This window comes from Cupriavidus sp. BIC8F, assembly GCF_032465815.1.
Taxonomy (GTDB): Bacteria; Pseudomonadota; Gammaproteobacteria; order Burkholderiales; family Burkholderiaceae; genus Cupriavidus; species Cupriavidus necator.
This window is the reverse complement of sequence record NZ_CP136095.1, coordinates 3,008,687-3,022,516: the sequence shown is the minus strand read 5'-3', so window position 1 is coordinate 3,022,516 and position 13,830 is coordinate 3,008,687. Positions and strand designations below refer to the sequence as shown.

11 protein-coding genes are annotated in these 13,830 nt (G+C 63.9%); 6 read left to right on the top strand and 5 right to left on the bottom strand.

Going from position 1 to position 13,830, the window contains the following annotated elements:
• Window positions 1–33 precede the first annotated feature (33 nt).
• The 3 genes from RS901_RS34145 to RS901_RS34135 form a co-directional block, all read right to left on the bottom strand.
• Window positions 34–2,046 (bottom strand): acetoacetate--CoA ligase, encoded by a 2,013-nt coding sequence (locus tag RS901_RS34145; protein WP_316155042.1) that lies wholly within the window; start codon window positions 2,044–2,046, stop codon window positions 34–36.
• Between the two features lie 65 nt (window positions 2,047–2,111).
• On the bottom strand, window positions 2,112–3,449 hold the full coding sequence (locus RS901_RS34140) for an MFS transporter (protein ID WP_316155041.1): 1,338 nt from the start codon (window positions 3,447–3,449) through the stop codon (window positions 2,112–2,114).
• Between the two features lie 105 nt (window positions 3,450–3,554).
• On the bottom strand, window positions 3,555–4,613 hold the full coding sequence (locus RS901_RS34135; RefSeq protein WP_316155040.1) for a 3-keto-5-aminohexanoate cleavage protein: 1,059 nt from the start codon (window positions 4,611–4,613) through the stop codon (window positions 3,555–3,557).
• A gap of 225 nt (window positions 4,614–4,838) precedes the next feature.
• Between RS901_RS34135 and RS901_RS34130 the strand changes: the two genes are divergently transcribed.
• Window positions 4,839–5,831 (top strand): AraC family transcriptional regulator, encoded by a 993-nt coding sequence (locus RS901_RS34130; RefSeq protein ID WP_316157360.1) that lies wholly within the window; start codon window positions 4,839–4,841, stop codon window positions 5,829–5,831.
• A 4-nt stretch (window positions 5,832–5,835) separates the two neighbouring features.
• Here RS901_RS34130 and RS901_RS34125 read toward each other — a convergent pair whose 3' ends face one another.
• Window positions 5,836–6,894: an AraC family transcriptional regulator gene (locus tag RS901_RS34125; protein WP_410054208.1), complete on the bottom strand. Its 1,059-nt coding sequence runs from the start codon at window positions 6,892–6,894 to the stop codon at window positions 5,836–5,838.
• Between the two features lie 145 nt (window positions 6,895–7,039).
• Between RS901_RS34125 and RS901_RS34120 the strand changes: the two genes are divergently transcribed.
• The 5 genes from RS901_RS34120 (at window position 7,040) to RS901_RS34100 (ending at window position 11,676) form a co-directional block, all read left to right on the top strand.
• Window positions 7,040–8,011: a quinone oxidoreductase gene (locus RS901_RS34120; protein ID WP_316155038.1), complete on the top strand. Its 972-nt coding sequence runs from the start codon at window positions 7,040–7,042 to the stop codon at window positions 8,009–8,011.
• 58 nt (window positions 8,012–8,069) lie between these two features.
• The gene (locus tag RS901_RS34115) at window positions 8,070–8,918 is read left to right on the top strand and encodes a TauD/TfdA dioxygenase family protein (protein ID WP_316155037.1); all 849 of its coding nucleotides are present in this window, start codon (window positions 8,070–8,072) and stop codon (window positions 8,916–8,918) included.
• 39 nt (window positions 8,919–8,957) lie between these two features.
• Window positions 8,958–9,506: an RBBP9/YdeN family alpha/beta hydrolase gene (locus tag RS901_RS34110; protein ID WP_316157359.1), complete on the top strand. Its 549-nt coding sequence runs from the start codon at window positions 8,958–8,960 to the stop codon at window positions 9,504–9,506.
• 68 nt (window positions 9,507–9,574) lie between these two features.
• Window positions 9,575–10,627 (top strand): 3-keto-5-aminohexanoate cleavage protein, encoded by a 1,053-nt coding sequence (locus tag RS901_RS34105; RefSeq protein WP_316157358.1) that lies wholly within the window; start codon window positions 9,575–9,577, stop codon window positions 10,625–10,627.
• Window positions 10,628–10,704: 77 nt separating this feature from the next.
• Window positions 10,705–11,676: a tripartite tricarboxylate transporter substrate binding protein gene (locus RS901_RS34100; RefSeq protein ID WP_316155036.1), complete on the top strand. Its 972-nt coding sequence runs from the start codon at window positions 10,705–10,707 to the stop codon at window positions 11,674–11,676.
• A 376-nt stretch (window positions 11,677–12,052) separates the two neighbouring features.
• On the opposite strand, the gene RS901_RS34095 is transcribed toward RS901_RS34100, so the two are convergent.
• Window positions 12,053–13,381 carry a TAXI family TRAP transporter solute-binding subunit gene (locus RS901_RS34095; RefSeq protein WP_316155035.1) on the bottom strand — a complete coding sequence of 443 codons (1,329 nt, stop codon included), beginning with the start codon at window positions 13,379–13,381 and terminating at the stop codon, window positions 12,053–12,055.
• Window positions 13,382–13,830 lie beyond the last annotated feature (449 nt).

The following is a 13,830-nucleotide window of genomic DNA, read 5'->3' as shown; positions in this document are numbered from 1 at the left end:
TCTCCTGATTCGTTCCATGGTTGACTGGCGGATTCACCGGGCGGCCGCAGCGCGGTCGCGTGCAAAGCCGGCATACCAGGCCAGGCTTTCGGGATTCGCCATGGTGTCGGGATTCGCCACTTTCTCCAGTGGCTGCCCCAACAGCAGTTTCTTGATCGGCAGTTCCATCTTCTTGCCGGACAGCGTGCGCGGGATGGCGGCCACCTGGAAGACGTCGTTGGGCACGTGCCGGGCGGACAGCGCCACCTTGATGCGGTCGCGGATGGTGCCCTGCAGTTCGGGCGTCAGTTCGACGTCGGGCCGCAGCACGACGAACAGCGGCATGTAGGACTCGCGGCCCAGGTATTCGAGGTCGACGACCATGCTGTCCAGCACCTCAGGCAGTTCCTCGACGGCGCGGTACAGCTCGCTCGTGCCCATGCGGATGCCGTGCCGGTTGATGGTGGCGTCCGAGCGGCCGTAGATGACGGCTCCGCCGCGCGGCGTGATGCGCACCCAGTCGCCGTGGCGCCAGATGCCGGGGTAGGTGTCGAAGTAGCTGTCGCGGTAGCGCAGGTTGTCCTGGTCGTTCCAGAAGCAGAGCGGCATCGACGGCATGGGCGCGGTGCAGACCAGTTCGCCGACTTCGTCGATCAGCGGCCGGCCGGCTTCGTCGAAGGCCTCGACGCGGGCGCCCAGGCAGCGGCACTGCATCTCGCCGAGGTAGACGGGCAGCGTCGGCACACCGGCCACGAAGCAGCCCGCGAAGTCCGTGCCGCCAGACAGCGCGTTGATCCAGACCGGACCGACATGGTCGAGGATCCAGCGGTAGCCCTCCGGCGACAGCGGCGATCCGGTCGACCCGATGCCGCGCAGGCGCGACAGGTCGGCTACGGCGCGCGGCTCGACGCCCGCCTTCAGGCACGACTGGAAGTAGGCAGCGCCGGCGCCAAAGAAGTCGATCTTCTCCTCGCCGATGAAACGCCAGAGCGTCTCCATGTTCGGGTAACCAGGGTTGCCGTCGAACAGGCACACCGTCGCCCCGGCGAGCAGGCCGCCGACCTGCAGGTTCCACATGATCCAGCCCGTGCTGGCCTGCCAGTAGAAGCGGTCGCCCGGGTTCAGGTCGAGATGGAGCGTGGTGAGCTTGACATGCTCCAGCACGATGCCGCCCTGCGAGTGCACGATGGGCTTGGGCAGGCCGGTAGTACCGGAGGAGTAGACGATCCACAGCGGATGATCGAAGGGCACTAGTTCCGGGTCGAGCGGGACGTCCATCGCCGTCGCTTCGGTCCAGGTGACGCCGCCGCGGAAGTCGTAGCACGACGTCTCTTCCGTCAGGTCGGGAACCAGGATGATGCGCTCCACGCTGGGCAACTGCGCCAACAGTGTATGCAAGAGCGCCCGACGGTCGAACGCCTTGCCACCATAGCGATAGCCGTCGACGGCGATCAGCACCTTGGGCTCGATCTGGCGGAAGCGATCCAGGACCGCCAGCTCGCCCATATCCGGGGCGCATGCGGACCACACCGCACCAATGCTCGCGACCGCCAGGAACGCAACAATGGTCTGGGGGGTGTTGGGCAGGAACGCCGCCACACGGTCGCCCCGGTCCACGCCCATGCCGCGCAGTGTCGCGGCCACCGACGCCACCTGCCGTTCGAGTTCGGCCCAGCTTATCTCGCCTGTCTCGCCAGACTCGTTGCGATGAACGATAGCGGGGTGTTCTGTGGTGGCGTGGCGAAACACCTGCTGGACGTAGTTCATCTGCACGCCGGGGAACCAGGTCGCGCCCGGCATGCTGGCGTCGGCGAGCGCCACGCGGGGTGCCTGCGGCGACGGAATGTCGGCCCATTGCCACAGCGCCAGCCAGAAGGCGTCGATCTCTTCCACCGACCACTGCCACAAGGCGTCGTAGTCGGCGAAGACAAGGCCGCGCTCCTGCTTAAGCCAGCGCTGGAACGCCGTGATGCGCGCGCGGCGGACGACGTCCGGCGATGGCGCCCAGGCGGGCGCTTCGGCTTCAGGCAAGCTGACTACGGAAGCCGAGGTAGTGGAATTGCTCATTGCTGGATACTCAAGGTGGCTGCGTCGTGTCACGACGCAGCCGGAAGGTGAAAGTCGGTGTGGTCTCAGGCGGATACGGCGACCGGGGACACTGCGCGCGTGGCGGCATCCATGCGGACGTCGGCAACCTTGGCCAGGTCCGCTTCATACGTACGCATGGCGCGCAGGAAGCACAGCGCGGCAAGCAGCCCGAAGGCAGGCATGACCGCAAGCGCCGTCTGCAGGCCCCACGCATCGGATACCAGGCCGCCCACGAAGGGCCCGACAGCCAGCCCGAGGAGGTTCTGGAACAGGGCCAGCATCGCCGCACCCGTGGAGCGCAGGCCGGGATGGATCACGTTGAATACCACGCTGGAAGCGGGCGCGACCGTGCACATCATCAGCAGGCCGCCGAAGGCAATCAGCAGAAACTGCGCGTTGGCACCCATCGGGACGCCGAAGGCGGTCATGAAAACCAGCAGCGTCGCGGTGGACAGCGAGGCCATCAGCACCAGCTTGTTGCGCGGACGGCGGACGGCGACGGCGTCGGCCGCCACGCCCCAGAAGAAGGATCCCGCTGCGCCGCAGAGCACGATGATCGCGGCCAGCATGGCCGCCTTGTCGGCGGCGGCGCCGTGATACCGGTTGAAGTAGCTGGGCAGCCACGACCAGATCGTCGAGACGACAATGAGCTGGCACGCCGCGCCGATGCATGTCCACCAGACGGTAGGTGAACCAGTCAGTGCGCGCACGGTCTGCGTGACGAAGCCCATCGTCGATGGCTGGCGCTCGGTGCGCGGTGCAATCTCTACGGTCTTGTAATCCGGCACCAGCAAGTACAGGCCGGCCAGGATCAAGCCGGGAACTCCAACCACGCCGAACGCGGCTTTCCAGCCCCAGCGCGCTGCGACGACGCCGCCCAGCACTACGCCCAGCACGGAGCCGATCGATGCCGCAGCGAGGAAGGCGCCCAGCAGCGTGGCGCGCAGCCGCTTGGGAAACAGGCTCGCGATCAGGGCGCCGCCGACCGAGCCGTAGCCGGTTTCGCCCGCACCGACGATGGCACGGGCCAGGAAGAGCTGGCTGTAGTTGCGGGTGAACATGCAGGAGATCGTGGCAAGGCTCCACACCGTTGCCATCACGAAAATACTCTTGACCCGCCCGAAGCGGTCGGCGAGCAGCGCCACGGGCAGGCCGCCAGCGGCAACGACGATCGAGATGATCGACACCAGGCCACCGAGCTGCATGTCCGACAGCCCCCAGGCGGCTTTCAGGTGCGGGAACAGCGAGACGATGACCTGCCGGTCGATGTAGTCGAACAGCATCAGCGCGAAGGTCATGGCAAAGGCGAACCAGGCCTTCGGCTTGCTGACGAGGTAGCCGTCGCGGTCATTGTTGCCCGGGGCGGCGGAATGGAAGTTCATGATGCGGTCTCCGAGTCGGGGGCTTTTGCTTTGAAAGCCCCCTGTGTATTCGGTCGGTGCGGTCGGTGCCTGGCCCACCTTGATGGCGGGCCAGGCGGCACGCCGTCAGGCTACGGCGCGCAGCGGCACGCCCCGGACTCCCGGCAGACGGTTGGGCGCCATGCCGTTGGCAGCGAGCGTCTCGTCGACGCTGTCGTACCAGGTGCCAATGCGGTAGATCTCGCGCGCTTCCTTGCCGCTGGCAACTTCGCGGCCGAGTTCATTGGCGACGCGCACGCACTGCTGGATCTGCTGCACAGAGGTCATGCGGTTGCCGCGCTGGTCCGTCAGGGTGTCTTCCGTGCCGACGCGCGGATGGAAGCCCATGGCCATCGACATCATGTTGATCGGCAGGACGTTGCGCAGAAGCGATTCGGACGTGACACAAATGCCATCTGCCGCGCGTTGCAGGAGATGCATGAAGTTGAACGGATTGGGGCCGTCCACGCCACCGGCGATGCCGATCCAGGTCAGGTTCACCGGACCCTTGTAGATGCCGCGGCGGATCATGCGCTCGAGTGTCTCGTAGGAGTGAATACCGGCGAGCTGGAAGTGCGGCTGGATGCCGGCAGCCTGCAGGCGTCGCAGGTGCTCCTCCACCCAGCCCGGGCCGGCCGGCACGGTCATTTCGCGGTAGGCGTGCTGCAGCGCCGGCTCGGAAAGCGTCGTACCCGCCACGGTGTCCGGTGTCATCAGTTCCATGATGTTCATCTGGGTGGTATTGATGGCCACTGTCACCTGGTCCGGCTTGGGATCGAGTTCCGCCAACATGTGCCGGGTGTCATCCGACAGCCACTTCGCTGCCTGGCCTTCGTCTTCCGGCGCGAACGAGATCGAGCCGCCCACCTGGATGATCATCTCAGGCACAGCCTTGCGCACGCCGGCGATCAGTTCATTGAACTTCGACAGGCGCTTGGAACCCTTGCCGTCGAGTTCTCGAACGTGCAGGTGAAGCACACGGGCGCCCGCTTCATAGCAGTCGACCGCCTTCTGGATCTGCTCCTCCATGGTCACGGCGATGTCTTCGGGAAAGTCCGACGGCATCCATTCCGGGGCGTACGGTGCGACGGTGATGACTACCTTCTGCTGGTTTTCGGGGTGCAGCGAATCGTCGAGGAATTGCATGGTTGTCTCCTGGATGGGATTGCGCCGCCTTGGCGCTTTCGGGTGTGTCGGATGCCGGTCCGGTCGGAGTGGGCTTCGGCATGGGCTCCACTGTAGGCGGCCGATGCATTAGACTTTTCGGTTCAGGCGCCATAGTTTTTCGTTTTCGCGCCACTCCGCGTAAACGCGAAGAAGTGATCCCGTGAGCGGTCTTTTAAAGACAAGGATAAGAAAGTGGCCGATCCGATGGTTCGTGCACGAGCCCTGAGTGGCTTTTTGCAGGTGGCAAGACGCTTCGGCCTGTCTCCGCAGGATCTCCTGCGGCAAGTCGGGCTGGATGCGGCCGTCCTGGCGGATTCCGAGCGCCGCCTTCCCATTTCATCCGTTTGCCAGCTACTGGAGACGGCTGCCGGAAAGTCCAACTGCGCGACGTTCGGGTTGCAGATGGCCGATACGCGCCAGCCCTTCGATTTCGGCATGATCGAGCTGGTGCTGTCGCACAAACGCACGTTGCGCGAAGTCTTGCTGGCTGCGATGCAGTATCGCCATTTGTTGAATGAAGCCCTCGCCATCCATGTGGAGAGCGGCGGCGACAAGGTCGTGGTGCGCGAGGAGATCATGGCGTCCCCAGGCATTTCGACGCGTCAGGCAACGGAACTCGCCGTCGGGCTGCTGTCGCGCACCTGCGTTGCACTGCTGGGCGAGCATTGGAAGCCCTGGAGCGTAAATTTCACGCATCCGGCTCCGGAAGACCGGCGTTTTCATCGCCAGTTCTTTGGCTGCCCGGTCGAGTTCGACAGCGACTTCAACGGTCTCGTCTGCGCGGCAGCGGATCTGGATCGCCCCAATCCCAATGCCGACCCTGAACTGGTGAAGTACGCCGAAAGCATGGCCCGTCCGCTCAATGTTTCGGGTCCCGAGTCCATCGTGCTCGACGTGCGCAAAACCATCCACCTGCTGCTGCCGATCGAGCAAGCCACCGTGGACGAGGTCGCCCTGTATCTGCATCTGAGCGTGCGGACCATGCAGCGTCAGCTCGAGGCGGCGGGCACGAGTTTCTCGAATCTTGTCGAGGACGTGCGCCACGAGCTTGCGGTGCGGTACCTGACCAACGGGCGTTACCCGATCGGCCAGGTGGCGACGCTGCTGGGCTATTCCCGCCAGTCTTCGTTTACGCAGTGGTTTACTGCGAGGTTCGGCACTACGCCGCGTGCGTGGCGTTCCGCGCGCGTCAAGTAGCGGCTCAGGTGGCGCGCGTGTCCGGATGCGATGGCCGTGTCGCGCGCCAGGTGCGCGGCGCCATGCCGAAGCGCCGGGAAAACCATTGGGTAAAGGATGCTTGCTGTGTGTAACCGAGCAGGGAGGCCACCCGTCCGATCGGGTAGCGCTCGTTGCTCATATAGCGCACGGCAAGCTCCTGCCGTACTTCGTCGAGCAGGTTTGAAAACGTAGTTCCTGCATCTTCCAGATGGCGCTGCAGCGACCGCACGCTCAGGTGCAGGTGACGCGCCACGTGCTCGGCCGTGGCCTGCTCGACCGGGAGCAACAGGTAGATCGCGTTGCGGACCTCGGCGCTGATGGTCTGCCGGCCGCCGGCGCTGGCGGACTCGGCGAGTCCCTCCGCGTAGCGCACCAGTTCGGGATCCGCCATCGGGTTCAGCCGGTCTAAATCGCTCGCAAGGCAGACGAAGCCGTTGAACTCGCTCTCGAACACCAGCGGGCAGCCGAAGATCCGGCTGTGGACCCGGAGGTCCGCCGGGGCGGCATGCGTGAAATGTACGCTGGCGGGACGCCAGTCGGGTCCGAGCACCGCGCCACAGGTACGCACCAGGACGCCGACTGCAAGCTCCATTGTCTGCCGCGGCCAGACACCGATATCACAGAGATTTTCCTCACGAACAATCACCTGCGAACCCGTGGTCTCGACATAGAGCCCGAGGGCGTCATTGAGCAGGTGACGGTAATGCATCATCGCATTCAATACCTCCCGCAACGTCCGCTTATGCGCGAGCAGCACGCCGATGACGCCAAAGTCGAACGCCGTGCGCGCTTCGGCCATCTGGATGCCCACGGAAGGCGTCGATGATTCCGCAGCGGTCGCTTCGAGCAGGTGACACAGCGACGCAAACGGAATGCGCTGTTCCCGGTTCATCAGGGTGGCCGGGTCAAGACCGAATCGGCGCATGAACTCGTGGGGATTCAGACCGAGCCGCAGGGCTACCTGCGGGTAGCTGGTGAGCGCAGCCGCTCGCGCATCAGGACTGTTTTCCGACACTTGGTTTCTCTGGCGAGTGATGGTCATTGGCATGCCTCGGTGTTTACGCGCACTGGCGCCAATTATTAAAAACATGGCGCGAAAACTAAAAGACACTTCGCGCTGCCGCCATATAGTAGCCAACAACTTCACCGCGTGCTGAAGACAGCCAGCGCCAATTGGGAGAACTCAGATGCCACAGGCAATCCGCTTGTACGAAACCGGGGGTCCGGAAGTCCTGAAGCTCGAAGACGTGGACGTCGGGGAGCCGGGACCAGGCCAGGCGCGTGTGCGACATAGCTATATCGCCGTCAACTTTATCGACGTCTATCACCGCACTGGCTATTACCCGCTGGCCCTGCCGAGTGGCCTGGGCTCGGATGCCGTGGGGGTCGTCGAGGCAGTAGGCCCCGGCGTGACTGATGTTCGCGCGGGTGACCGCGTCGGCTACCTGATGGGACCCCAGGGCGCCTATTCGGATGTTCGCGTGATGCCCGCGAACGTCCTGATTCCCCTGCCCGATGGCGTCTCCGATCGTACGGCGTCGACGCTGATCATGAAGGGAATGACCGCCCAGTACCTGTTCCGCCAGGTCTACCCGCTCAAGGGTGGGGAGACGATTCTCTATCACGCCGCGGCGGGCGGTGTAGGTCTGATTGCCTGCCAATGGGCGCGCGCCTTGGGCGTGACGATGATCGGCACAGTCAGCAGCGACGAGAAAGCCGAGATCGCCAGGGCGAACGGCTGTACACACACGATCGTCACGTCTCGCGAAAACATCGCCGAGCGCGTGCGCGAACTCACCGACGGCAAGGGCGTGCCAGTGGTGTTCGATTCCGTCGGCAAGGACACGCTGCAGGCGTCGCTGGACAGCCTTCAGGTGCGCGGCACACTGGTCAGCAACGGTACCAGCTCTGGCCCCGTGTCGTTCGATGCGCTGACCCTCGCGCTGAAGGGCTCCATCTGGGTCACGCGCCCGGCGATGGCGCACTACGCAACGCCGCGCTCGCACATGCTGTCGATGGCTACGGAACTGTTCGATCTCGTGCTGGCCGGAAAGATCTCGAGCGAACCGAAACAGACCTACGCGCTGCGCGACGCCGCCGACGCCCATCGCGCGCTGGAATCGCGGCAGACGACTGGCGCCACCGTGCTGGTGCCTTGAACAGCGCGCATAGCACTGGAACCTCCGCATCGACCGAACTTCTTCTCCCTATTGCACCATGCGAATCGAGCAACTGACTCATGCGCTGGGCGCCGAAATCACCGGTGCCAAGCTGGCCGATGCCATTCACGACGACGCTCTGTTTGCGGAACTCCGCAAAGCCTTGCTCAGGCACCGTGTGCTGTTTCTCCGTGGGCAGGATTTCACTCGCGCCGAGCATGCCGCGTTCGCGCGCCGCTTCGGCGAACTGGAGGACCACCCGGTCGCGGGCTCCGACCCGGAAAATCCCGGCCTGGTCCGCATCTACAAGAAGCCCGACCAGCCGCCTGACCGCTATGAGAACGCCTGGCATTCGGATGCCACGTGGCGTGAAGCGCCGCCATTTGGCGCCGTGCTGCGATGCGTGGAATGCCCGCCACTCGGCGGCGACACCATGTGGGCGAACATGGTCCTCGCCTATGAAAAACTGCCGGACCGGGTCAAGACGCAGATCGCTGACCTGCGTGCCCGTCACAGCATCGAGGCCACCTTCGGGGCGGCCATGCCGATGGAGAAGCGGCTTGCCCTCAAGGCGCAATACCCCGACGCCGAGCACCCGGTGGTCCGGACGCACCCGGAGACCGGCGAAAAGCTCCTGTACGTCAATGTATTCACTACGCACTTCACCAACTTCCACACCGCGGCGCATGTTCGCTATGGCCAGGATGCCAACCCGGGAGCCGGCGAGCTGCTCCGGTACCTGATCAGCCAGGCATACGTCCCCGAGTACCAGGTGCGCTGGCGCTGGCAACCCGACAGCGTGGCGATCTGGGACAACAGTGCCACACAGCACTACGCCGTCATGGACTACCCGCCCTGCCATCGCAAGATGGAGCGAGCCGGAATCATCGGCAGCAAGCCGTTCTGAGTCGGGACAGTGATCCACCAAACCAAGGCATGCCCTGAAATGAACCCTACGATTCTGATCGTCCCCGGCCTGCGCGATCACGTGGCCGAACACTGGCAGACACTGCTGGAAGCGCAATTGCCCAATGCCGTCTCCGTGCCACCGCTTGAACGGGACAGGCTGAGCTGCGCGGCGCGCGTGGCGGCGCTTGATGCGGTACTAGCCCGCATCAGCGGCCCCGTGATCCTGGTCGCCCATAGCTCCGGCGTCATGACGACCGTGCACTGGGCAAGGCAGTGCGATCGCCAGATTCACGGCGCCTTGCTCGCAACGCCGCCCGACATGGAAACCCCGTTGCCGGCCGGGCATACACCACGCGACGAACTCGAGCGGAATGGCTGGCTGCCGATTCCCCGCGTTGCGCTGCCGTTCCCGAGCATCGTGGCGGCTAGCCGCAATGATCCGCTGGCCAGCTTCGCGCGGGTGACAGAAATGGCTAACGACTGGGGCAGTCGCCTCGCCGACCTTGGTGAAGTCGGCCACCTCAATCCTGCCGCCGGCTTTGGCGAATGGCCGCTGGCGCGCGGCCTGATCCGCGAACTGATCTGACCGATTGGGGGCCATCGTTCCCCGTTGCAGCATCCATTTCAATCCAGATTCCAACCAAGGAGACAACCGTGCAATTCCTTGATGATTCCCTGTTGCCCGAGAACCAGGAACCCCTGGTCATCCAGGTGGCACCCTACGGCCCGCAGTGGCTGCCCAGCGACTCGGACGATATCGCTGTGAGTATGGATGAACAGGTCCAGAAAGCGGTCGATTGCTATAACGCCGGCGCCACGGTGCTGCACGTGCATGTGCGCGAGGCCGATGGCAAAGGCAGCAAGCGGCTGTCCATGTTCAACGAACTCCTTGCCCGCCTGCGCGAAGCCGTACCGAAGATGATTCTGCAGGTGGGCGGCTCCATTTCCTTTGCGCCAGAGAGCGACGGGGCGGCTGCCAAATGGCTGAGCGACGATACGCGCCACATGCTGGCTGAACTTAGTCCCAAGCCGGACCAGGTGACGATCGTGGTCAACAGCGCCACGATGAACGTCACTGAGATGCATCCGCCGGAGGAATACGCGGGGACGTCCATGGCCGAGCCGGCGATGTACGAGGCGTACCGCAACATGTCCTACGAGGCCGGGCCGGTGTTTGTGGAAGAGCATCTCAAGCGCCTGCAAGCCGCCGGCATCCAGCCGCATTTCATGGTCGGCCAGATCGCCAAGATGGAATCCATCGAGCGGCTGATTCGCCGAGGCATCTACAAAGGGCCGCTGCTGGTGAACTGGGTACAGCTCGGCGGGGGCTCCGAAGGACCGAATCCGCGCAACCTGCTGGAAATGGCCAACCGCTTGCCCGACAACGCGGTCTTCACCGTGGAGTCCTTTATGCGCTACGTCCATCCGCTGACCACAATGGCGATCGCAATGGGCTTCCATGCGCGCTGCGGCATCGAAGACACGCTTTGGGGCCGCAAGGGAGAGCGTATGACGTCCGTGCAGCAAGTGGAGCGCCTGGTGAACATGTCCCGCAGCCTGTACCGGGAAGTGGCGACCGCTGACGAGGCCCGTCGCATCTATCGTATCGGAGAGCAGTACGAGACCACGGACGAGACGCTCAGGAAGGTGGGCTACCTGCCCAACCGGAAAGAGGGCCGGACCGGCCAGCCGTCCTGGACGGCCTGAGTCGCGACCACTGATCAATACCGGGCCCGCTCGCGCATCGAACCAGCGGGTTCCAGCAATCACGATTGGAGACAAGAATGTCCATCTGGAGATCGCTCGGTCTGGCAGCCGGTATGCTCCTTACGTCTGTCTATGTGCATGCGGCGCCCGCCGATTCGGGGCCGATCCGGATCATTGTTACCGGCCCAGCCGGGGGGACGGTGGACACCATCGCCAGGGTGTTTGCTGGTTCAATGCCGTCCGTCATTCCCAACGCGGTGCCTGTCGTGGAGAATCTGCCGGGCGGCAGCGGCGTCGTTGCAATTCGCGAGCTCCTGAAATCGCCGAAGAACGGATCGACGCTGCTGATCGGAACCAACGCTTTCGCGTCAGAAGCCCCCCACATCATCAAGATGTCAGTCGACCCGCTGAAAGCGTTGACGCCGGTGACCGACCTGGCGCGAAGCGGGCTGGTGTTCGTGGCTGGCAACAGCGTGCCTGTGAGCACTTTCCAGGAAGCGCTTAGCTATGCCAGACAGAATAGGGGCAAGACGCAATACGCATCATTTGGACTCGGGACCCAGTCTCATATCCTCGGCGTAGAACTGAACAGGATTGCCGGACTCGATATGATGCATGTCGCGTACAAGGGATCTCCGCCTGCGTTGACTGACATCATGGGTGGGCATGTGCAGTTCATGTTCGACGGGCCGGCCACATCGCTGCCATTCCTGAAGTCCAACCGGTTGAAGGCCCTTGCAACCACCGCGCCTCAGCGTCTTTCTAGTCTTCCGAGCGTTCCTACCGTCGCGGAGCTGGGCTATCCGAAGTTGACGCAAGTCGTATGGATCGGACTATGGATTGCCTCCGGCACGTCGCCCGATGTCAGCGCCCAGCTACGCAAGTCGGCCATGGCCATCGTGCAGTCGCCTGCATTTCGCAAGAAGATTGCGGAGATCGGGATGGAGCCCCCGCTGGGCGTACCCATGGAAGAACTGGCGGCTCAGTTGAGCGAGTCGTCCCGGCGCCATGCCCAGAAGCTGAAGGAGATCGGCTATGTTCCGGACTAGGGCGGCCTCGATTGTCTGGGCACGTCTCTGTAGGGGAAAGCTGGTCGTCCGTCAACGCATCGCTCAGGCACCGCTGCGTGAAGCATGATGGGCTAAATGACGGTGCTGTTGGCCTTGAAGACGTTTCAAATGGCTGTGGCGGACGGGGAACTAAATGTACCGGCCGCCAGCAGAAGTCCGTTTTTGAGATTGGAGCCGACGTTCGAATGACGGGGCAAGGCGATGGACATGTGGCCGGAAATGGCCGACTTCTGCCTAACGGGTCCGGCGGAAGACGACCCCGGGAGCAGCGTTCGCGCCGCGCACGCCGGTTCTATGCCGGGGACCTGCGGCGTCGGCTCGACGGGTTGTCAAGCGGATGTGGCGGCGGCGCTTCTCACGATCGGTTCGGGGCCCGGTCGCCGACGGGATTCCTTACCCTCGCGGCTGCGTGGGAAATCCGGTCCCTGACGACGCCGATCGCCTGCTTGAGGGCGTAGACTTCCTGGAAGTAGCGCTGCGGCAGCCGTATCTGGCTGGCGTGCGCATCGATGCTCTCGATCTCGTCGCGCCATTGCGCCACCTGTTCTGTGGTTGGCTCGCCGTTTCTCCAGATTTCATCTTCCAGCGCCTTGATCTCCTGGTACCAGACTACGAGCCGGTGCTTGTACCGCGCCTCCATCATGCGCGGCAATGCTTGCAGCAAGCCGAGCAGCAAAGCCATGAAGGGCAGCAGGATCAGCAGGCGCCGCTCGATGAAGCTGGCGAGCCAGAAAGGCAGGTAGCGCTGCAGGAAGGGGCGTCCGGACTTGAAGTAGCGCGTGCTCTCGTCCGAGACCGGAAACTCACTCGTATTCAGGTTGGGAAACGTGCCCAGCCGCGTGAAGTAGTCCTCGCCGCCATGCACAGACCGGGCGGCCTCCAACAGTAGGTAGACCAGGGCGGGGTGGAGGGTGTCCTTTGAGACCAGCAGGGCCGTGGCGGCCAGCAGCGTGACATCCGCCTGCGGAAGATCCTTGGCGATGCTGGTCGATGCGCGCGGGAAGGTGAGCTTGGAGAGCGCGGGGAACCTCTGTACCAGGGCGTCAGCCTGGGCGAAATTCATCAGCTTCAGGTCGCTGTTCAGCAGCTTCTGCTGCATGTCGGCATCCGGCCTGCCGATGAAGAAGGCGGCGTCGAGCTGGCCATCGCGCAGGCTTTGATAGGCCTGGCTGGCGTCCATTTCCAGCAGCATGCTGTTGCTCGCGTTGACACCACTATGGTTGAGCAATACGCGCGAGACATTGAGCAGGCCGCTGCCGGGCACGCCGATCGAGATCCGCTTGCCGCGCAGTTGTGCCAGCCGGTCGATCGTGGCCTTGGCGCGATAGAACACCCAGATCGGTTCGTAGGAAACGGCGGCGATGGTCTGCAGGTGGTCGGTTTCCTTCGGGGTGGTGGTGCCCGACTGGATGAAGCCGACATCGTACTCGCTGTTGGGTTCCGTCAGCCTCGAATAATTCTCGACCGATCCGGCGGAACTGCGGATCTCGAGCGTGATGCCGTCGGTTTTGAGGAGGGGGGCATAGCGATCCGCAAAGCCGCGGTAGATGCCCTTGTCCGCGCCGGTCGTGATCACGATGGTGCGCTGGATGGCGGGTTCGACGACGACCGCCACGCCCCAGCCCAGTGCGGCGACCAGCAGGATGGCGCCGGTGATGACAAAGCGCCGGCGCATCGGCGTCATGGGCGCCTTCTGGCTGCGTCGGAGCGCTGGGTTGGGCCTGGGCATTACTTGGCTCTCTTGTCAGGTTTTCTTCTGTGTCGCAAGACTTGGGCGCCATACGATATCAGATTGTCCTGTCGCGAAGCCGGCGACTGTGGGAGAGGCGGCATATGCCGGCCGGCGTCAGCACCGACGGATTGTCTGCCCAGACCCACAAGTCCGAACCTTTGCGATGACTGCACACCAGAGTCCATTGACACGAGTCAGATGGGAGGCAAATGGCCGACACGCGTCAACTACCAGTCCACGGCTTGTCGGCGCAAACCGACCCATAGCTGCCGCCCGATCTTTCGAGGATTCAGAGGCTGGTATCCGAGCGGGGCGGCCACTCGGCTCGAATACTCATGGGCAGCAGTGCTGTTCTTCGCCTTCAGCTCAAACCACCTGCGGGGCCTGTCCTTGGGGCTGAC